The 19323-nt window shown below is 61.7% G+C and carries 20 protein-coding genes; 9 read left to right on the top strand and 11 right to left on the bottom strand.

The window, feature by feature from the left end; translation table 11 throughout:
- Positions 1-10 precede the first annotated feature (10 nt).
- Both FHT86_RS17710 and FHT86_RS17705 read right to left on the bottom strand, forming a co-directional pair.
- Positions 11-574 carry a methylated-DNA--[protein]-cysteine S-methyltransferase gene (locus FHT86_RS17710; protein ID WP_133708137.1) on the bottom strand — a complete coding sequence of 188 codons (564 nt, stop codon included), beginning with the start codon at positions 572-574 and terminating at the stop codon, positions 11-13.
- Between the two features lie 171 nt (positions 575-745).
- Positions 746-886: a hypothetical protein gene (locus FHT86_RS17705; RefSeq protein WP_166656852.1), complete on the bottom strand. Its 141-nt coding sequence runs from the start codon at positions 884-886 to the stop codon at positions 746-748.
- A gap of 249 nt (positions 887-1135) precedes the next feature.
- Between FHT86_RS17705 and FHT86_RS17700 the strand changes: the two genes are divergently transcribed.
- Entirely contained in the window at positions 1136-1741 is a 606-nt protein-coding gene (locus FHT86_RS17700; RefSeq protein ID WP_133708136.1) for a 2'-5' RNA ligase family protein, read from the top strand.
- Between the two features lie 9 nt (positions 1742-1750).
- Here FHT86_RS17700 and FHT86_RS17695 read toward each other — a convergent pair whose 3' ends face one another.
- Positions 1751-3403 (bottom strand): SulP family inorganic anion transporter, encoded by a 1653-nt coding sequence (locus FHT86_RS17695; protein WP_133708135.1) that lies wholly within the window; start codon positions 3401-3403, stop codon positions 1751-1753.
- Positions 3404-3494: 91 nt separating this feature from the next.
- Entirely contained in the window at positions 3495-4373 is an 879-nt protein-coding gene (locus FHT86_RS17690) for a LysR family transcriptional regulator (protein ID WP_133708134.1), read from the bottom strand.
- Between the two features lie 92 nt (positions 4374-4465).
- Here FHT86_RS17690 and FHT86_RS17685 point away from each other — a divergent pair, with 92 nt between their 5' ends.
- Positions 4466-5440 carry a quinone oxidoreductase family protein gene (locus FHT86_RS17685; RefSeq protein WP_133708133.1) on the top strand — a complete coding sequence of 325 codons (975 nt, stop codon included), beginning with the start codon at positions 4466-4468 and terminating at the stop codon, positions 5438-5440.
- 289 nt (positions 5441-5729) lie between these two features.
- On the top strand, positions 5730-6911 hold the full coding sequence (locus FHT86_RS17680; protein WP_133708132.1) for an MFS transporter: 1182 nt from the start codon (positions 5730-5732) through the stop codon (positions 6909-6911).
- 59 nt (positions 6912-6970) lie between these two features.
- Here FHT86_RS17680 and FHT86_RS17675 read toward each other — a convergent pair whose 3' ends face one another.
- The gene (locus FHT86_RS17675) at positions 6971-8164 is read right to left on the bottom strand and encodes an MFS transporter (RefSeq protein WP_133708131.1); all 1194 of its coding nucleotides are present in this window, start codon (positions 8162-8164) and stop codon (positions 6971-6973) included.
- Positions 8165-8250: 86 nt separating this feature from the next.
- Here FHT86_RS17675 and FHT86_RS17670 point away from each other — a divergent pair, with 86 nt between their 5' ends.
- Together FHT86_RS17670 and FHT86_RS17665 are read left to right on the top strand one after the other, a co-directional pair.
- Positions 8251-9165, top strand: a complete 915-nt coding sequence (locus FHT86_RS17670) for a LysR family transcriptional regulator (protein WP_133708130.1) — start codon at positions 8251-8253, stop codon at positions 9163-9165.
- 58 nt (positions 9166-9223) lie between these two features.
- Entirely contained in the window at positions 9224-10285 is a 1062-nt protein-coding gene (locus FHT86_RS17665; protein ID WP_133708129.1) for a succinylglutamate desuccinylase/aspartoacylase family protein, read from the top strand.
- 6 nt (positions 10286-10291) lie between these two features.
- On the opposite strand, the gene FHT86_RS17660 is transcribed toward FHT86_RS17665, so the two are convergent.
- Positions 10292-10447, bottom strand: a complete 156-nt coding sequence (locus FHT86_RS17660; RefSeq protein ID WP_166656845.1) for a hypothetical protein — start codon at positions 10445-10447, stop codon at positions 10292-10294.
- Positions 10448-10591: 144 nt separating this feature from the next.
- A complete protein-coding gene (locus tag FHT86_RS17655; RefSeq protein WP_133708127.1) occupies positions 10592-11113 on the bottom strand; it encodes a MarR family winged helix-turn-helix transcriptional regulator in 522 nt (173 codons plus the stop codon).
- A 155-nt stretch (positions 11114-11268) separates the two neighbouring features.
- Here FHT86_RS17655 and FHT86_RS17650 point away from each other — a divergent pair, with 155 nt between their 5' ends.
- The 3 genes from FHT86_RS17650 (at position 11269) to FHT86_RS17640 (ending at position 13456) form a co-directional block, all read left to right on the top strand.
- Positions 11269-11625, top strand: a complete 357-nt coding sequence (locus tag FHT86_RS17650) for an ArsC family reductase (RefSeq protein ID WP_133708126.1) — start codon at positions 11269-11271, stop codon at positions 11623-11625.
- 10 nt (positions 11626-11635) lie between these two features.
- Positions 11636-12109 carry a Cys-tRNA(Pro) deacylase gene (gene ybaK / locus FHT86_RS17645; protein ID WP_133708125.1) on the top strand — a complete coding sequence of 158 codons (474 nt, stop codon included), beginning with the start codon at positions 11636-11638 and terminating at the stop codon, positions 12107-12109.
- A 93-nt stretch (positions 12110-12202) separates the two neighbouring features.
- Complete coding sequence (locus FHT86_RS17640; protein WP_133708124.1) at positions 12203-13456, top strand: aminopeptidase; 1254 nt, start codon at positions 12203-12205, stop codon at positions 13454-13456.
- Between the two features lie 40 nt (positions 13457-13496).
- Here the strand turns inward: FHT86_RS17640 and FHT86_RS17635 are convergent, their stop codons facing one another.
- The 3 genes from FHT86_RS17635 to xseA form a co-directional block, all read right to left on the bottom strand.
- Positions 13497-14606 carry an endonuclease/exonuclease/phosphatase family protein gene (locus tag FHT86_RS17635; RefSeq protein WP_133708123.1) on the bottom strand — a complete coding sequence of 370 codons (1110 nt, stop codon included), beginning with the start codon at positions 14604-14606 and terminating at the stop codon, positions 13497-13499.
- Positions 14607-14708: 102 nt separating this feature from the next.
- A complete protein-coding gene (locus tag FHT86_RS17630) occupies positions 14709-15305 on the bottom strand; it encodes an NAD(P)H-dependent oxidoreductase (RefSeq protein ID WP_133708122.1) in 597 nt (198 codons plus the stop codon).
- The gene (xseA, locus tag FHT86_RS17625) at positions 15305-16921 is read right to left on the bottom strand and encodes an exodeoxyribonuclease VII large subunit (protein ID WP_133708121.1); all 1617 of its coding nucleotides are present in this window, start codon (positions 16919-16921) and stop codon (positions 15305-15307) included. The genes FHT86_RS17630 and xseA overlap by 1 nt, the downstream gene beginning before the upstream one ends.
- A 239-nt stretch (positions 16922-17160) precedes the next feature.
- Here xseA and FHT86_RS17620 point away from each other — a divergent pair, with 239 nt between their 5' ends.
- Positions 17161-17388 carry a homogentisate export protein gene (locus tag FHT86_RS17620; RefSeq protein ID WP_133708120.1) on the top strand — a complete coding sequence of 76 codons (228 nt, stop codon included), beginning with the start codon at positions 17161-17163 and terminating at the stop codon, positions 17386-17388.
- A 10-nt stretch (positions 17389-17398) separates the two neighbouring features.
- On the opposite strand, the gene FHT86_RS17615 is transcribed toward FHT86_RS17620, so the two are convergent.
- Positions 17399-19237: a hypothetical protein gene (locus tag FHT86_RS17615; RefSeq protein ID WP_133708119.1), complete on the bottom strand. Its 1839-nt coding sequence runs from the start codon at positions 19235-19237 to the stop codon at positions 17399-17401.
- Between the last annotated feature and the right edge of the window lie 86 nt (positions 19238-19323).

Below are 19323 nucleotides of genomic sequence, written 5' to 3'. Positions count from 1 at the left end.
ACTGCATTCGTTAGAAACCCAGAGTTTGCTGGACAGGCTTTGGCGGTGCGACCTGGGCGCCTTCCAGTTCCAGCATGCGGGCCTTGGCGGCTGAACCACCGGGCGCGGAAAAGCCGCCGATCTTGCCGCCTGCGGCCAAGACGCGGTGGCAGGGGATGATCAGCGCCACGGGGTTCTTGGCCATGGCCTGGCCGACGTCGCGGGCGGCTTCCGGGCCTGCACCGAGCTGCTTCGCCAGTGCGCCATAGGTCGTGGTGTGGCCCCATCCAACTTGGCGTGCGGCAGCATAGATCTGCTTGAAGAAGGCATCCTGCTCGCTGAGATCCAGCTTGACGCCGGAAAAGTCGATCTCTTCACCCGCGAAATAGCGCTTCACAGCGGCGACCGCTTCCAACACCTCCGGCGTCGGCGCGCCGGGTCGTGCACTCGGCAAACGGCGCAGCAGAAGGCGCTCGGTCGCATCAGCGCTTTTCGTCGGCAATTGGAAGCGTGTGACACCGATATCGTTCCACGCAATTCCGCAGAAACCACCCGCGGTTTCGAAGATCAGATAGTGTTGCGTTGTCTCGCTCATGGCAGCGTCTCCGTGTTTCCACTTGCCATGAAAATCGTGCGTCAGGCGATCGAATTCAACCCGATTCTTGCGCAGGACGATCGTTGCCAACATTTGCCGGTTGAAGGAAGCGGCGCCGATGCTGCCAGGGCAACCTTCGCCGCACCGCTTCCCACGCAGCATCGGGCCGTATTAATATCCGCCGCCGGCCGGAGCAGAATTCTGCGTCATACCGCCGCCGCCGGAATTGCCCTGACCCGTGGTCGAGCAGGCGGAAACGCTGAGGCCAATGAGGGCGAAAAACACGGCGGAGTAGATGGTTTTTATCAACATGTGAGGTCATTCCCTTGTTGAGAGCGGGCGTAAAATGCCCCTGACCTGCGGTGAACAACCGAAGGGGCGGTTTTATTCGGTGCCGTTTTTTAATTGGGGATGCGAGGAACTGCCCTCGATCACCCAGCCCATTGTCCTGGCTCAATTTTGTTCTCTATTTGTTCTTGATTTTGCGACTATACACCGTTAGGATATCCACGATCGACAAGAACAGGACGAGGCAAAGCCATTTGGCTTTGAAGCGATCTCATGAAGAACAACGGGCAGCTTTCGCTCAATCTTGGCGAAGGATCACAGAAATCGGCGGCCGATCCAGCCTATGAGGATGCTCTGTATTTTGCCGTTCTGCCTGACCCGGAGATCGCCTCGCTAGGTCTGGAACTCGCTAGCGATCTGCGCCGGCAATACGGCTTTTCGACGAAGCCGCGACAATCGGATTTGTCTCATGTCACGCTTTATACAATCCGCTCCTTTCGTGGTCAGCCGGAGGAGGCAGCGTTCGCCGCGATGCAAGCAGCATCGACCGTCCGCAAGCCATCATTTCAAGTGGTCTTCGATCGAGCCGTCAGCTTCGGTAATGGCGACAATCGCCCTCTTGTTCTGTGGTGCAGAGAGGGAAATACAGAGCTGAGGGCGCTGCATCGGGAGCTGGATGACGCAATGCGGCTCACCGGATTTGCAAACGACGACGGAAAGAAATTTGAGCCGCACATGACCTTGCTATATCGGGGCCACTTCATTCCGGAAGTGATGCTCGACAAACCCGTGACGTGGACTGTCCGAGATTTTGTGCTGATACATAGCTTGCAGGGGGAAGGTGAGCATAAGCATCTTTGCTACTGGCTGCTGAACTAGACCGATTGTTCACTCATTCAGCGGGCGCCGGCCATTTCCCGCCGCCGGCCCAACCACCGCAATCGCGTCGTCAACGCTGAAGCTGCAGCGACTTTCAAGGTCTTTGACCCCGGCTATGGCCATGGCGTCACGAACGCGGTCATGGACGCGGGCGAATTGCAGGCGGATGCCGGCTATATGCATGGCACCATCGAATTCCGTCAGCGCGTCCAGAGCGGTGCTATCGAGGTCGAAGCTTTCTTCAAGGCTGAGGACGACCGCCCGTAGCCCCGCTTCCCCGCGGCTGCGCGACAGGATTTCACCGAAAATCGTATCGGCATTGCCGAAAAATAACGGCTCGCCAGGGCGCCAGATGGTAATGCCGGGAGTTTCTATCGCCTCCGCGTGGCGGCTTACGTCGACAAAATTATGGCTGCTCCCCAGCCGTCCGAGACGAGCGACATAGGGAGAAGCCAATCGATGCATCATCGCTGCGAGCGAGAGCCCGATCGCCAGCAACATGCCGTTGAGAACGCCGAAGAGCAGCACGCCGGCCGCGGCACCGAGCGCGACATAGAAGTCGCGATGGAGCTGCCGCAAGCGAAGGATCGGGCCGGGGTCGAGTGCATGCGTAAGGGCCGCAATCACCACAGCGGCAAGCACCGGCTCCGGCAGCCGCGCGACCAGCGGCCCGGCGCAGGCGATCAGGATGGCAAGGCCGATTGCGGCAAAGACAGCGGTGGCGCGCGTCTTCGCCCCCGCGGCTTCACTGGCGAAACCCGCGGAAAAGCCGGCGCCGACGGGCATGCCCTGGACGATGGCGCTAGCAATATTGGCAAAACCCAGGGCACCAAGTTCGCGATTGACCTCCAGAGGATCACCATAGCGCAGCGCCAATGCCCGCATCGTACCCCAGGATTCGGCGAAGAGAATGAGCACGAGGGGCACGGTGAACTGCACCAGCCGCGAATAAGCAGTCCAGCCGGCATTGGGCAGAGACGGCCATTGCGGCAGAACCTCGATCGTCCCGACCAGTTCGACACCATGGCCGCCGAGGCCAAAAAGGGAAGACGCAAGAATGCCGGCGGCGAGCACGAGGAAGGCGCCGGGGACGCCCGGCAGTCGCTTGAGCAGCAGCAGTGCGGCCAGAGCCACGAGGCCGACAGCGACGCTTGCAAGGTTCCATTGCGGCATCGCCGCGAACAATGCGCCGGCATATCTGAAGATATTGGAGCCCTGCACGGAGACGCCGACGAGAATCGGTAGCTGATGCAGGATGATGGTGATCGCCAGACCCAGTGCGAAGCCGCGCAACACCGGGCGCGAGATGAAGCCAGTGATGCCGCCGAGGCGTAGAGCAGCGGCGGCGACGAAGAGGAGGCCGGCCAACGCGACGGCGATCGTCGCGAGGCCAGCCTTGACGGTGGCATCTCCCGGAACAACCGCCAGCGTCGCGGCAAGAATGGCCGCGGATGAGGAGGTCGGCGAGACGATGGCGAAACGACTGCGTCCGAAAATCGCGTAGATGAGACAGCCGGCGATGCCGGCGAGAATGGCTCGGTGCGGCGGCAGACCGGCGATGCCGGCATAGGCGACCGCTTCCGGCAGCATCAGGCCGGCAACCGATATGCCCGCGATCACATCGCCTTTGTCTACCACTGGCCAGCCACTCAGCTTCGTCATCGATCACCGACCATAGGAATCGTCAATCTGTCTAGGTCTAGAGATTCGCTAATTAGCTGCAACAGGAAAGTAAGGGGCGCGAGCTGCTGCCCTACACAACCCCGTCCGCGTCTCGAAGCGGGCAACTTCTGCCGATCGTTTCAGTGACAAAATCCATCACCGCCCGGATGGCTGGGGAGCGGCGAAGATCGGGATAGGTAACGAGCCAGAGGTCGCGTGTGGGTGACGGGATCTCCGTCGGCAGCCGCGTGAGGGCGGCTTCGCCGTCGCCGAGGAAAGCGGGGAGCGCGACGACGCCGAGGCCGGCGCGCGCCGCTTGCAGTTGGCCGAAGACGTCACCGGCCCGAAAGACGATGGGGCGGCCGGCCAGCAGGCTGCGCAGCCAGGTCTGCTGCGTCAGATGGTCGAGTGCCGCATCATAGCCGATAAAGACCCAGCTATCTTCCGGCGTCGCTGCAATTTCGGGGATGGCATAGAGCCCGAAACGCATGAGGCCGATGCGCCGCACCAGGAGATCGCTCTCCTCGGGGCGCGACATGCGCACGGCGATATCGGCTTCGCCATGGTCGAGGGCGGCCCGGCGGGTGACACCGGCGATGGTCAGCGTGATATCGGGATGTTCCGCGCGAAAATCGACCGCTTTCGGGGCAATGAGGTGGGCAGCTATGGATGGTGGCGCACTGATCTTGACGGCGGCGGAAAGTCCGGCAACGGCATTTTTCGAATAACGTCTGATCGCCTCGACATTGTCCTCCATGCCCGCCACCAGCTCGGCAATCGCCCGACCGTCAGCCGTCAGCGGCGAGGTACGCGGCCTGCGGTCGATCAGGCGCAGATCAAGCGCGCGTTCCAGTGCGGCGATTCGCCGGCCGACAGTAGCGTGATCGACGCCAAGCTCGCGCGCAGCGGCCGAGAGCGAGCCGGTGCGCACGAGAGACGCGAAGTGAAGAAGGTCCTGCCAATCGATCATCTGTGCATTATTGCACAGACGTCGTGAGTTCATACCGAATTTATTCAGACGCACCTTTGTGCTCAAAGGTGCGTCTGAAAGGAGACTACTCAATGCCCCTAGCCATCGCCATAACCGGTCCCGGCAGCCCTGAGACAATGACGCTCGTTGATCTCCCCATCACCGAGCCGGGACCAGGACAGGCCCGCATCCGCCAAAGCATTTCCGGCGTCAATTTCGTTGATATCTATGTTCGCACCGGGCTTTATCCCCTGCCGCCCGGCCAAACCGTCCTCGGCTTCGAGGGCGCAGGCGTCGTGGAAGCGATCGGCTCCGGCGTCGAGGGCCTCAAGGTCGGCGATCGCGTCGCCTATGTCGGTCATCCCCTCGGAAGTTATGCCGAAGGGCGCACACTGCCTGCCTCTCGGCTGGTGCGGCTGCCCGACGATGTCAGCGAGCGGCTTGCCGGCAGTACCATGTTGCGCGGTCTCACCGCCCATATGCTGCTCCACAAGGTTCATCCACTGCAACCGGGCGAATGGGTTCTGGTACACGCGGCAGCGGGAGGTGTCGGGCAGATCGTGACGCGCTGGGCCAAGCGTCTCGGCGCCAACGTCATCGCCACAGTCGGCTCGGGAGCCAAGGCGGAATATGCCTATGAAGCCGGCGCCGATGCCGTTCTCCTTCATAATTCCGAGGATTGGGTGGAGGAGACACGCCGCATCGCCGACGGCCGGGGCGTACATCTCGCCATCGACGGCATCGGCGGCGCGATGCTATCGCAGACGCTCGCAACCGTCCGTCCTTTTGGCATAGTAGCCAGCCTCGGCCAGGCCGCGGGCCCCATTCCCCCGATCCAGATCGAGGAGCTGTCCGCACCCCGTGCGATCGGTCTCGCCCGCCCGAGCGTGCTGACCTACGCCAACGATCCCGATCTTTACCGGCAGGGCGCCAAGGCCCTGATGGCGGAATTGCAGGCCGGGCTGATCAATCCGATCAGCGCGGAATACGCGCTGAAAGACGCCGCCAGAGCGCATTCCGATTTGGAGGCAGGACGAACAACGGCAAGCGTGGTGTTGACGATGTGAACCAAGGACAAGGTGGCGCGATCGTCACCTTGTATCCCCTCCCGCGGGCAAATGCGTCCGGCAGCTTGGCTTGCTAGCGAGAGCGCCAAACACAATCGCTTGAACGCGTCACGAATTTTTGCTGCAAAGCAGCAATTTCATTGACCCGGCCTCTCCTCGCCTGATACCAATTTGAGCGTGATGTTGCACGGTCGTTCGGCCGTTGCCGTCGCACCTATCCGGTACCAACCCCGATCCGTCATGGCAAACAGCATGGACACCGCGCGCCGGTGCCCGCAGGCGATATCTCGTGAACACTGCCTCCCAAACTATCCAGTCCACCTCGACACTATCTCTTCTTTCCATCGTTGCGCTGACCTTCTTCGGCTATATCGCCATCGGGCTGCCGCTCGCCGTGCTGCCGACCTACGTCGATAGCGGTCTCGGCTTCGGCGTCGTCTGGGCCGGCATCACCATCAGCGCGCAATATGTGGCAACCATCATCACTCGCGCGCAGGTCGGCCGCCTGTGCGACCAATACGGGCCGCGCCGTTCGGTTTTCCTCGGCTTTCTCGCTTACGGATTTTCCGGTGCACTGACGCTGGCGTCAGCCTTGGTGACCGATATTCCGACACTCAGCCTGGCGCTGCTGCTTGTCGGCCGGTTGGCGCTTGGTGTCGGTGAAAGCTTGGTCAGCACGGCGGCGATCACTTGGGCAATCGGGCTGATGGGATCGCGCGAAACCGTGCGCATCATCTCCTGGAACGGCATCGCCACCTATGGCGGCATCGCGCTTGCCGCCCCCCTCGGCGCCTGGCTGGAGGGACAATATGGTTTCCTCGCCACAGGCGCCGTAACGATCGGCCTGGCAATTGCCGGCCTGATGCTGGCGCAGACGCGGCCGGCTGTGCCCGGCGTCAAGGAAAAGGGCATCGGCACCGGCCAGGTCCTCAGCCGCATCGCGCCTTTCGGCGTGGCGCTGGCGCTTGCCTCCAGCGGCTTCGGCGTCGTCATGGCCTTCGTCGCCTTGTTTTTCCATAACCGCGATTGGGATGGGGCTTCGTTCGCGCTGAGCGCTTTTGGCCTCGCCTTCATGGGCGTTCGCCTGGGATTGGCGCAAGCCGTTGCCCGCTTCGGCGGATTGCCGCTGGCACGAGTCTCGCTGGTGTTGGAGACCATAGGTCTCATGGCGCTTGCCTTTGCTCCCTCGCCAACCGTTGCGATCATCGGCGCTGCGCTCGCCGGGGCTGGCTTTGCCCCGATCTTTCCGGCGCTCGGCAACGAGGCGATGGCGCGCATTCCGTCGCAGAACCGTGGCGTAGCGCTTGGCCTCTACTCGGTTTTCCTGGATGTGTCGCTCGGAAGCACCGGCCCGATCGCCGGCCTGCTTGCCGATCACTTCGGCTACACCGCGCCCTTCCTCCTCGGTGTCGGCTGCGTTCTGCTCAGCCTTGCCATGATCATGAGCCTGCGCAAGAGCGGCAACTTGTAGAATGGGCGCAACGACAAAGGCTCCAAGACCGGAACCTTTGTCGTTGCGAAGACGCAATTTCAGACCCTGCGGCCGGGACCGGCCAATCGTGTGGCCAGCGCGAGGGCGACTGAAATCGCTCCGGCGCCGAAGGCTGCCGGATAACCGAAATGCCCGGCAATGGTGCCCGTGACCGGCCCGGCGGTGGCAAGGCCGATATCGAAGAACATCACGTAAGCGCCGAGCGCCGCGCCACGATTGGCGGCCGGCACCCGCTTGACCGCCTCGATGCCGAAAGACGGGAATACGAGCGAATATCCGGCGCCGGTCAGGAACGCACCCGCCTGTGCGACGGTCGGCCCCGGTGCCAACCAAAGAGCCGCAAGGCCCAGAAGCTCGACCAGCAGCGACCAGACGACGACATTCGCGCTGCCGAACTTATCGGGAAAATGACCGCAGAACAGACGCGTGATGATGTAACCGATACCGAATGCGGCAAGACCCAGGCCCGTACCGCTCCAACCCTGCGCCTGAAAATCAAGTGCTATGAAAGCGGAAATGGCACCGAAACCGATCGAGGCGAGCGCCAGGCCCGTACCCTGACGCCAAATCAGCCCGACAACGCGATAAAATGGCAGGCGGGCGCCGGCCACACCCCGCGCCGCGGGTAAGGCGACCGTCACCAGAATGGCGACGAGCGGCGCGACGATAACCGCAAGCGAAACAGCGGCAAGACCACCGGCATTGTAGAGAGCGAGACCGGCGGCACCGCCGGCGGCGATAGCGCCATACATGCCGATGCCCGTCCAGACCATGGCTTTGCCGGTATTGGAGGCTCCGACCCTGGCGATGCTCCACGCAAGGATGCCGGTGATGACCAAGCTCTCCCCGAGCCCGGCGACAAGGCGGCCGACAAGGATAAACGCCAGGCTTCCAGCGGCCCATCCGATCCAGAGGCCGGCCAGATAGAACAACCCGGACGCTGCGCAGCAGAGCGCGCCCAACAGAACCGAGGTTCTGCCACCGCGACTATCGCAGAGATGGCCTGCGAAGGCGCGGGTAAGAAGCGTCGCCACGGACTGCAGAGCGACGACAAGGCCGACCACGATCGTGCCGTAGCCGAGATGTTCATGCACATAGATCGGCAGGGCCGCAAGCGGCAGTCCGATTGCGGCGTAACCGAGAAAGATGATGAGGACAAAGGGCGAAAGATGAAGAAGCGCGCGACTGGGGGGACTGTCGGCCTGGATTGCTTCCTGAGCAGTAGACGACATGGGAATCTCCTTTTCTGATGGCGCGGATAATCCCCACAAACATCCATGCTTTCCAGTGCAATGATTGGAATGTATAAGTGTGTTTCATGCAATCCATGGATCTCAATCTTCTGATCGCCCTCGACGCTCTCCTGCAGGAGGGCAGTGTAGTCGCGGCTGCGCGGCGGATGAATCTTAGCGCCCCTGCGATGAGCCGTACGCTATCGCGCATCCGGCAATCGCTCGGCGATCCCGTCCTGGTGCGGGCCGGGCGCAATCTCGTGCCGACGCCGCGGGCGCTGGAACTTCAGGGCCGCGTGCGCTCCCTCCTCGAAGATGCGCAATCGCTGATGCGGCCGGAAGCTTCCGCCGACATTTCCACGCTCGACCGCAGCTTCACCCTGCGCGCGAGCGACTACGTCGCCGGTATTTTCGGCGCGCGGCTGATTGCCCTGATGGCAAAGACTGCGCCGAACATCACCCTGCGCTTCGCCCTTGAAGGCAAGGAGGACGTGAACGCGCTCCGCGAAGGCCATATCGATCTCGATATCGGTGTCGTGCGCGAGAGCGGCCCGGAGATCCGTGTCCAGTCGGTATTGCGCGACAGTTTTGTGGGGGTCGTTCGCAAAGGCCATCCGTTGCTGGAAGGCGAGATGAGCCCGGAGCGGTTCGCCGCCGAGCGCCATGTCAGCGCCTCGCGCCGCGGCCGCACGCGTGGGCCGATCGACGATGCGCTGGAGCAACTCGGGCTTAGCCGCAGCGTCAATTTCGTCGTGCCCGGCTTCTATGCCGCCCTCTTCACCGCTGCCTCATCCGATATCGTCGCGACGATGCCCTGCGGCGTGGCGATCGGCGCAGAAATGCTTGGCATGCGTGTGCAGCATTTCGCCTTGCCGCTGATACTGCCGACCTGCGATGTCATGCAGGCCTGGCATCCGCGCTTCGATAATGATGCCGGCCACCGCTTTCTGCGGCAGGCGGTGAAACAAGTCCTGATCCATCCGCGCGCCGCCGTCCGATAATCATTGCGTAAGGCGACCACGGCTTGGTATCGGACCATCACAAGCAGGAGACAAGCGCATGGACATCACAGAGATCGTTATCGACGGCGATACGCCGGGGATCGCATGGCGGCTGCCAGTGTTGCATTTTGCAGGCAGCAAGCCGGATGCTCCGAAGGTCTACATCCAGGCGGCGCTGCATGCCGGCGAGCTGCCGGGCACGGCGCTTGCCCATTTCCTTTGCGAGAGGCTGCGACAGGCGGAAACCGAAGGCGCGGTTCTGAGCGATATCATTGTCGTGCCGCATGCCAATCCGATCGGCGCGGCGCAATCGCATTTCGGCGAGATGCAGGGCCGCTTCGACTTAGGCACGCGCACCAATTTCAACCGCGACTTTCCCCTGATCTCGGCGCGCGACCGCCTCCTGCTGGTCGAAAACCTGGAGCGCTACTCTGCCGCGGACCGGCTGAAGCGGCAGTTGATTCACATGGCGCTTGGAGCCGATCTGGTGATCGACCTGCATTGCGATGACGAATCTTTGCAATATGCCTATATCGACGATGCCTTCTGGCCCGAGGCCGCCGACCTGGCGGCAGCGTTGGACATGGACGCCGTGCTGTTGTCGGACGGCGAAAGCTCGGCCTTCGAGGAAGCCGTCAGCTTTGCCTGGAAATACGAGGTGCCCGGCGAGAAGAAGGCGCGGCTGCCGGGAAAACTATCTGTTACCGTCGAACTGCGCGGCACGCGTGACGTCTATCCGGAGATGGCAAAAAGGGATGCTGAAGGGCTCTGGCGCTTCCTCGCTGCCCGCGGCGCAGTGCGCGACGACAGCGTGACTTTGCCTGCCTTTGCCGGGCCCGCGGTGCCGCTGGACAATGTCGAGATGATCCGCGCGCCGCAGGCTGGCACCGTGCTCTTCCATCGCAATATCGGTGAGCGCGTCGATGAGGGTGATCTGCTGGCGACGATCATTACCGCACCTGGCATGCCAAATGGAACGATCGATGTCCGCGCCCCGCAAACCGGCCTTATCGTCACCCGCGTTTCCGACCGTCTCGTGCGGCGCCGCGGCGACTTGATGAAAATCGGCTGCGACGAACCGAGCGCAGCTGCCCGCAAGCCGGGAACGCTGGAGGACTGAGGCACCTCAGCGGCCATCAATGACCTTGCAGCGCATCGCAAAGGCGATCACGGTCGCCTTACGGAGGAGCTCGCCAAAGCAGCGGATCGCGTTGAGCGCTGCGGCGAGATGTTGCTGGCCAATCGATTTCTCTTTTGCGGTGAACGCGCTGTTTCTTGCCATGGTCATGCCTCCGATCTGGATGATGCAGGCAATGTTTCCCGAGTATCCATTGCACGATGGACACCAGTATTCGTCGGACACTCGATATATGTATGTAGAGTGCATATAAATGAAGCGCTTGTCAAGCCAGATGAGTCTTGAACCTTACGTCATGAACGTGATCGGGCAACGTTCCTGATCGCAGACCCCTTGGTCGCAGACGCGGCAGACCACATCCTGGTCTGCTCCGAGATCGACCAACGTCGGCAGCAGTTTTTCCGCCAGCCGGCCAAGCTGCTGCGTTTCCTCCGCATCCAGCGTTGCGAAAGCGCGATGGATAACGGCGCGACGGACAGCGAGGCTCTTATGGAAAAGCGTGCGGCCGGTATCGGTCAATTGCAGCGACTTGGCGCGTTTGTCACCCTCGACGCCACCGGCACGCAACACAAGGTTTTCCGTGACAAGCTGGTCGACCAGGCGGACCGTGGCGGAATGGGACAGTGCGATCAGCTTGCGCAACGTCTCGATGGTCAATCCCGGCTCGGTGCCGATCTGAATGATGGCTGCAATCGCACTGGGGCCAAAGCCGGTTTCATCGGCAAAGGCCCTTTCCATCTTGTCGACCAGAGCGAGGCTCAAGGCGCCGAAAATATTCTCCAGCCGCAATTTCTCTCTATCGACGGTCATGCCGCGACTCCCAATTTATAAATATGCATTATGCATATTTATAGGAATTTCGGCTGAGACCGCAATGGAACGCCGAGCCATCGAGCCGTCCTCAGACTTTCGCTCATCTCCGCCCGCGTGCTATGCGATAGCTCGCAGCAAAAGACGGATTCGGCATGACGATCACCATTTACGGCATCAAGAATTGCGACACTATGAAGAAGGCACGTACCTGGCTGGAGAGCCACGGGATCGCCTATGATTTCCATGATTACAAGGCTGTCGGTATCGACCGGGACCATCTGGAGCGCTGGACAGCGCAGGCCGGTTGGGAAATCGTCATCAACCGCGCCGGCACGACCTTCAAGGCGCTCCCCGAAGAAGAGCGCGCCGACCTCACCAAAGACAAGGCCATCACCTTGATGCTGGCCCAACCTTCGATGATCAAGCGTCCGGTGCTGGAAGCGGATGGCAAATTGCTGATCGGCTTCAAGCCAGAGATCTATGCGGGTGCGTTCAAGGTCGATGCATAGGGGCTGAACCATGTCCAAAACCACCCGCGCCACGCAAGTACTGACCCAGGCAAAGGTTGCCTTCACCGTTCATACCTATGACTACGATCCGACTGCCGAGCGCGTCGGCATGCAGGCGGCGGAAGCGCTGGGCGAGGAGCCGCACCGGGTGTTGAAAACGCTGATGGCGGAGGTGGACGGCAAGCCGGTCTGTGTGGTCGTGCCCTCCGATCATGAAGTCAGCATGAAAAAGCTTGCCGGCGCTTTCGGCGGCAAATCGGCGAATATGATGAAGCCTGCCGATGCCGAGCGGCTGACGGGTTACCATGTCGGCGGCATCAGCCCTTTCGGTCAGAAGAAGACGGTGCCGACAGCGATCGAGGCACAAGCGATGACGGAGACCCATGTCTACATCAACGGCGGCCAGCGCGGCCTGCAGGTGCGCCTCAACCCACAGGATGCGCTGAAGGTTTTGAAAGCCAAAGCTGCGCCGCTGATTGCTTGATCACGCCTGAAAAACAAAACTGCCTTCATTTTCGCCGCAAACCGGTCTAAGTCTGGGGACCGTTCTTCCGATCCTCAGCATGCAGGTCCTGCCATGACGTTCTCCTCCCCCAACCACCATCCTGTCGATCCCGCCAAGCTGGAAAAGCTGGCCGAAGTGGCCGTGAAGGTCGGGCTGCAACTGCAGAAGGGCCAGGATCTGGTCATCACCGCGCCGGTCGTGGCAATGCCGCTGGTGCGGCTGATCACCCGCGAGGCCTATAAGACCGGCGCCGGTCTCGTCACTGCTTTCTATTCCGACGAACAAACCACTCTTGCCCGTTACGAATACGGCCATGACGAAAGCTTCGATCGCGCTTCGAGCTGGCTCTATGAAGGCATGGCCAAGGCGTATGCCAACAATGCGGCGCGGCTCGCCGTCTCCGGCGACAATCCGATGCTGCTCTCCGGCCAGAACCCGGCCAAGGTCGCACGCGCCAACCGCGCCAACTCAGCCGCCTACAAGCCTGCGCTGGAAAAGATCTCCAATTTCGACATCAACTGGAACATCGTCTCCTATCCGAACCCTTCCTGGGCGAAGCAGGTCTTCCCGGACGATCCGGAAGCGATCGCCGTCGCCAAGCTCGCCAAGGCGATCTTCGCCGCCTCGCGCGTCGACGTACCGGACCCGATCGGCGCCTGGGCCGAGCACAATGCCAACCTGCACAAGCGATCTGCCTGGATGAACGGCCAGCGGTTCGCGACCCTGCATTTCCAAGGTCCGGGCACCGACGTGAAGATCGGCCTTGCCGACGGCCATGAGTGGCATGGCGGAGCCTCGGTCGCCAAGAACGGCATCACCTGCAATCCGAACATTCCGACCGAAGAGGTGTTTACCACGCCGCATGCGCTGCGTGTCGAAGGCCATGTCTCCTCGACCAAGCCGCTATCGCATCAGGGCACCCTGATCGACAATATCCAGGTTCGCTTCGAAGGCGGCCGCATCGTCGAGGCCAAGGCGTCGCGCGGCGAAGAAGTGTTGAATAAGGTGCTGGATACCGACGAGGGCGCCCGCCGTCTCGGCGAAGTGGCATTGGTGCCGCATTCCTCGCCGATCTCGGCCAGCGGCATCCTGTTCTACAACACCCTGTTCGACGAAAATGCCTCCTGCCACATCGCGCTCGGCCAATGCTACTCCAAATGCTTCATCGACGGCGCGACGTTGAGCCAGGATCAGATCAAGGCCCAGGGCGGCAATTCCAGCCTGATTCACATCGATTGGATGATCGGCTCCGACAAGGTCGACATCGACGGCATCAAGCCCGACGGCTCGCGGGTTCCGGTGATGCGCAAGGGCGAGTGGGCGTAAGCTCAATAGATATCTTCGTTCGTTAGAGCGAAGGTATTTATCAAATATCCAAATCCACCCACACGGCGGCGTGGTCCGATGCGCCCTGTCTCTCCGCGGTCAGCTCCGGATAGACATCCCAGCGTTTTGGCCGCGATCCCGGCCACAGGCCTCTGCGGAAGACACCGCCGCGCTGAACCTTTCCGAAGAGCGCCGGCGACAGGAAGAGGTAGTCGATCTTGTTGGTGGTGTTGCAGAGGCCATAAGTGCCGGGATAGCCCCCGTCGTCGAAATCGGGATGGGTAAAGGCGTCCTTGATGGTGCTGGTGGTCAGCGGCTTCAGCGGCTGGCTGTCGGGAAAGTCGTTGAGGTCGCCGATCAAGGCGACGTAATCGATACCTTCGGCCAGCAGGGCTTCGTAGATTTCCCGTGCCCGCTTCGCTTGAGCCCTGCGGCGGGCATCGGAGGCTTGCACGCCGCCATAGCCTTTGCTTTTGAAATGATTGACCAATACGACGAGCGTCGTACCGGCGGGCGTCCTTATGCGATATTCGGCGCAATCCCGTGAGAAGACCAGCGAACCGTCGGGCATACGGTCATCGACATGGCTGCGCATGAAACCGATCGGGAAATCCTTCCGCGTCATCAGACCGACATCGATGCCGCGCTCGTCATTGCCGTCGATCACCATGACATGCGTGAAAGGATGGCCGCCGACCGCCGGCATGATCAATGAATTGAAGGAGGACAATACCGGGCGGCTTTCGACTTCGACAATGCCCAACACGTCGGCGGTGATATCGTTCATGACGCGGGCAGTGTTGCGCATCGCCTCTTCGTCCACCGGCTCTTCGCGCAACTCCAGCGAGCCAACCCAGTCGGCGCGGCCATTGGCGACAATGACGACACCGCCGGTCTTCGGCCGGGTCAACAGCGCGCCACGATTTCGCCGAAGCAGGACGAAAGGACCGGTGTCGCTTTTCTCCAAGCCAAGCGCGATGATGAGTTCCGTGATCTTTCGTTTATCGGCGTCGCTATAGGTCACCTGGCCGAGTAGGCTTTCAAGCGCCGCGAATTTCTCCAGGATTGGGCGTCCTTCCTCCCAGGTATCGAGGTTCATTGCCTTGGCGCGATCGAATAGGTTTTCAACATTATAAGAGGCCAATCTCATCGTATGGTCCTCCTAAAAAACATGGCGTTAGAATAACATACCGTCGCCAAAACCGCATATCAGCCGAATTGATTGCAGATTAGGTACTGGGGATTAGTTAGGTCAAAGCGAAAGGACGGCCAGGGCATTCCTGACGCGAGCGAGATGGGCGAGACGCCCGGCTTCGCTGATCCGATCCATGTTGTACAGGGTCAACATGCGAAAATCGAGCCGCTTGGAGCAGAAGGCAGCAATGCCGCGTTTCAAGAGGCGGCGCACCGGATTGCCCATATAGAGATGCACGACCCACCAGGGCGAACCAGTCGTCGTCAGCGCCCAGAACAGGCGGATATTGCTCAACTGCGGCACGATGCGGCCGCCGGCGGGATCGTGGACAAAGGCTATGCCAGGAGCAAGGACGCGATCGAAGAAGCCTTTGAGAATAGCGGGGAAATTGAACCACCATTGTGGAAAGACCAGCATCAGCCCGTCAGCTGCTTGCAGCCGGGCGACGATATTTTCGACGGCGGAGATATCATAAGGCTGGTCGAAATAACCGCGCCGCTCGGCCTCGGACAGGCGTGGGTCGAAATCCTCGCGATAGAGATCGAGCAGATCCACCTGATGCCCGCCCGCGACAAGCGTCTCCGCAGCCGTTTTCGCCACCGCTGCAGCAAAGCTATCCTCCAGCGGGTGGGCGAGCACCAGTAGGATGCGCATCAGAACAGGCTTCCCTGCTTCGGCGGATCGGCGGCATCAGCCGGTTTCGCGGTGCGCTTCTTCTGTGGCGGCGCATCTGCCGGCGGCGGCGCGGGCGATGGAGTGACAGGGTTGTCTCCGGTGACGGCACCGATGCGGCCATCGGCGAATTCGATTGAAATCGCGACACCAGTGGCAAGGGCCGCGGCCAATGAAACCGGCCGGTCGGCCTCGTCACGCACGACGGCATAACCGCGCTTCAACACGTTCTTGTAGGACAGAGACTGCAGGATCCGTTCCTGGGCCACCAAATCACCACGCGCTCGGGCGAGCTGATGGCGTATCGCCGTATCGGCATGGCGGGAAAGATTGCCGAGATGATCGCGGGCGCGACCGGTCTGCGCCGCCAGCCGCGACGGCAGCGTGGCGAAAACGGCGTCGGCGCGGCCGATGCGGCCACGGGCGCGATCGATCATTCGCTCGACCGTGCGTTCGGCGCGGCTCATCCGCTCGCCCAGCATCTGCCGCCGCTCGACAATACGGTTCGAGAGCACGTCGGGCCGCAGATGCGAGGCAGTGCGCTCGAAGGCACGGCGCTTGTTCAGCGTGTTCAGTTCCAGCCCACGGCCCAGGCCGGCGGCGACCTCGTCGAAGCGGCGGCGCGGCAAGGCCAGAAGCTGATCTAGCGAGGGCAGCGCCCGAAGCAGCGCACGCACCGCCTGCCGGCGCTGATCCATTTGCCGGCCGACGCCGCCCCGCAGGCGAGCGGCAAGGCTTGCGAGCTGGGCCTCGAGTTCGGCCTTGACCGGTACGGCCATTTCCGCGGCTCCGGTCGGCGTAGGGGCCCGGACATCGGCGGCATAGTCGATCAGCGTCCAGTCGGTCTCGTGGCCGACGGCGGCGATCAAAGGGATCTCGCTCGCCGCGGCGGCGCGGACAACCACCTCGTCGTTGAAGCTCCAGAGGTCCTCCAAGCTACCGCCTCCGCGGGCGACGATCAGCACGTCGGGACGGGGAACGGGGCCTCCGGGCACAAATTCGTTGAAGCCGCGGATGGCGTTCGCCACCTCGTCGCCCGAGCCTTCCCCCTGCACCTTCACCGGCCAGACCAGGACATGAACGGGAAAACGATCCGAGATGCGGTGCAGGATATCGCGGATGACCGCGCCGGTCGGCGAGGTAACGACACCGATCACCTTCGGCATGAAAGGAAGCCGACGTTTGCGGTCGGCATCGAACAGGCCTTCGGCGCCGAGCTTGCGCTTGCGCTCCTCCAACAGAGCCATCAGTGCACCGGCGCCGGCCGGCTCCAGCGTCTCGATGACGATCTGATATTTCGAGGAGCCCGGGAAGGTTGTCACCTTGCCGGTGGCGATCACTTCCATTCCCTCTTCGGGGCGGAATTTCAGTTTGGAGAATGTGCCTTTCCAGATCACCGCGTCGATGCGGGCCCGGTCGTCCTTCAGCGAAAAATAGGCGTGACCGGACGAGTGCGGCCCACGATAGCCCGAAATTTCGCCGCGCACACGCACCTGATCGAAGGCGCTCTCGACGGTGCGCTTGATCGATCCGGACAATTCCGAGACAGAATATTCCGCGAGATTCGTCGGCGAATCATTCTCAAAGAAGCTGCTCATAGGTCTTTTTATCCGAAGTCGCCGCAAATGCGGAGCCTAGCGCATAACCCCTTAAATCGGATTCGATTTAAGGAAAGGATTGTGCGCAGATTTAAAGTGCTACTGCGTCCTTTGCGCGTCCAATAGGACGCGCGGCGCAGTAGTGCTTCATCGCGCGTTAACCCTATCAACAAAGCCTTTCTTAGCCATCCCCATGCAATTCTGTGCAAACTTGTTTTTGGTAAAGAGGAGGTGGAGCGATGATATTCGTAACCGCCATGATCATCGGTATTGCGGCCGGCCTGCAGCGTTCGACCATCGGCTCGATCCTGGGCGTAGCCTTGGTGAGCATCGCCTTCATGGCGGCCGTTGCCGCCTCCGCGGTTCCGCCGCCGCTGACAACATTGTTCATTGCGCTCGGTGGCTACAATCTCGGCTTCATCGGCTATCTCGTCACGCTCGACGTGCTGGAGCATCGCCGGGCTTGATCCTCCGCCTTCAATCCAGTGGCTTGAACCGGAAAAACTGCACGTCCGACTTCGCCGCCACGGGAATCGGTTCGAGATAGGCAGGTACATGCCCCTCGCCGAGTTGAGCATAGAGGCCCTCCGGCTTCAGTTTCGAAACTTCCTTTACCTGCGGATCGCTTGAGCAAAAAGCCAGCAGCGTCACATGGGCGCCGCGCAGGAAGGCCTCCGCCTCCTTTGGCTCGGCGAGGCCGATATGCAGTTCGGTCAGCATGCCGCCCTGGTCGCGATGATACGGACCGGACAACGCTCGATGCGGCGTGAAGCGCAGAATATGCGCGCCCATATTGGACGGCGCAGAGACGACGCCGGGATCGAGGCTGGCTATCGGCGTGAACGCTTCTTTCGAGGCGCAATTCCCCGTATCGTCCGCATTGGCCACCGGGGCCGCGGTGAAACTATTCGCGATGCCATTGTTGGCGAGCGCGCCGCCGACTGCCCAGACGGCGGGCGCAGAGAGCAGCGTTGCAGCGACATAGAAGAACGCCGCGCCCATATCCTCGGTATCCGCCGCCGAGATGCGCCGAAGCTCCGCAAGCAACAGCGCCAGCGGCGGAATGGCAAGCAGATTGGAAAACTCGGCCCCGCGCACCTGCACCAGCGCAATAACCCAATTGACGGCCACCAGGGCCAATAGAACGGCATGCAACCGGACACGCTCGCCGCGTAACATGCGGAAGATGCAGACGACGATCGCCAGAAAGCCCGTGGCGTAGAAGGCGCCAAGCGTTTCCGGCTGATGGCGCGACAAGGCGAAGATCGACTGCGCCTCGGTGACGCTGTTCAGCCACAGTTGCACCAGCATTGGGTCGAGATCAGCCAACGGATTGCGCAGGCATTGCGGCGCGATCGCCAGCGTCGTCGCGAAGACGGCGATGCCATTGGCGGCCAGCACCCCCAGGCGCCACGGGCGCGACAGACGGCTGGCAAACAGCGCTGATAACAGCAGGCCGGCGCCCCCGACACTGGTGATGCTGTAGAAGCCCAGCGAGAGATTGTCGCAAGTAACGGTAGAATAAAGATGCGGCGGCACCAGTGCAAGGAACGCGGCGCTGACGGCGATCGTCAGCGTCAAGGCGAAGGCCCGGGCGGCGGGTGCGAAAATCTCGCCGTCCCAGGCCCAGAGGCCCGCGACCGCCATGCAGGCGACGGCGACGAACGGCGTCGTCTCCGCGCCGATGCCGAGGGCGATGGCAAGGGCGATGGCTGCGATGGCGAAGTGACGGGGCCTGTAGGTCTCATCGGCCAGCATGGCAACGGTGAGCGCGACGAGGCAGAGCTGCACATTGTCATGATCGATCGAGCCGGGCATGAAACGACGCGTCGTCAGAACGAACAGCGACGTCAGGCCAAGCGAGAAATGCATGCCTTCGGTACCGGCAATTCGGCGTCCGGCAACGCCCATGAAGAACATCAGCGGCAGCACGAGCATGAGCGGCCAAACTGTAAGCGCTGCAGCTTCCGCGCTTTCCGGCGCAAGAAACAGACGGAAGAAGGCAATCAGGCCAGCGATCGGCAGGTCGATGAAGCGTGACCAATGCATCAGCGTGCCGCCATCGAGGCCGAGGCGGTATTGCATCATGTCAAACCAGCCCTGACCGCCAAGAAAATCGCGCACTTCGACCAGGCGCATGACGTCGTCATTGTCGGCACCGACATAGTCCGTGGCGTGACGATGGAAGATCAACAGGGCGACGATGACAACGACGCCGTAGATCAGCGAGACGAGCCCCGGCTGCGACCAACGCGAAGGCGCCCTCTTCGTCACCGTTAACGTCGATCCACGCGATATTTCCACCGCCTGCGCCATCTCGATGAAACCCCGTGTTTGAAGGACATACAGGGGCGCCACGCTAACGGCTGTCGATCAAGAAAGGGTAAAGCGAGACTATGCCG

It is taken from the genome of Rhizobium sp. BK313, assembly GCF_014193655.1.
In the GTDB taxonomy this organism is placed as follows: domain Bacteria; phylum Pseudomonadota; class Alphaproteobacteria; order Rhizobiales; family Rhizobiaceae; genus Rhizobium.
This window is presented reverse-complemented; position numbering and strand designations above follow the sequence as displayed.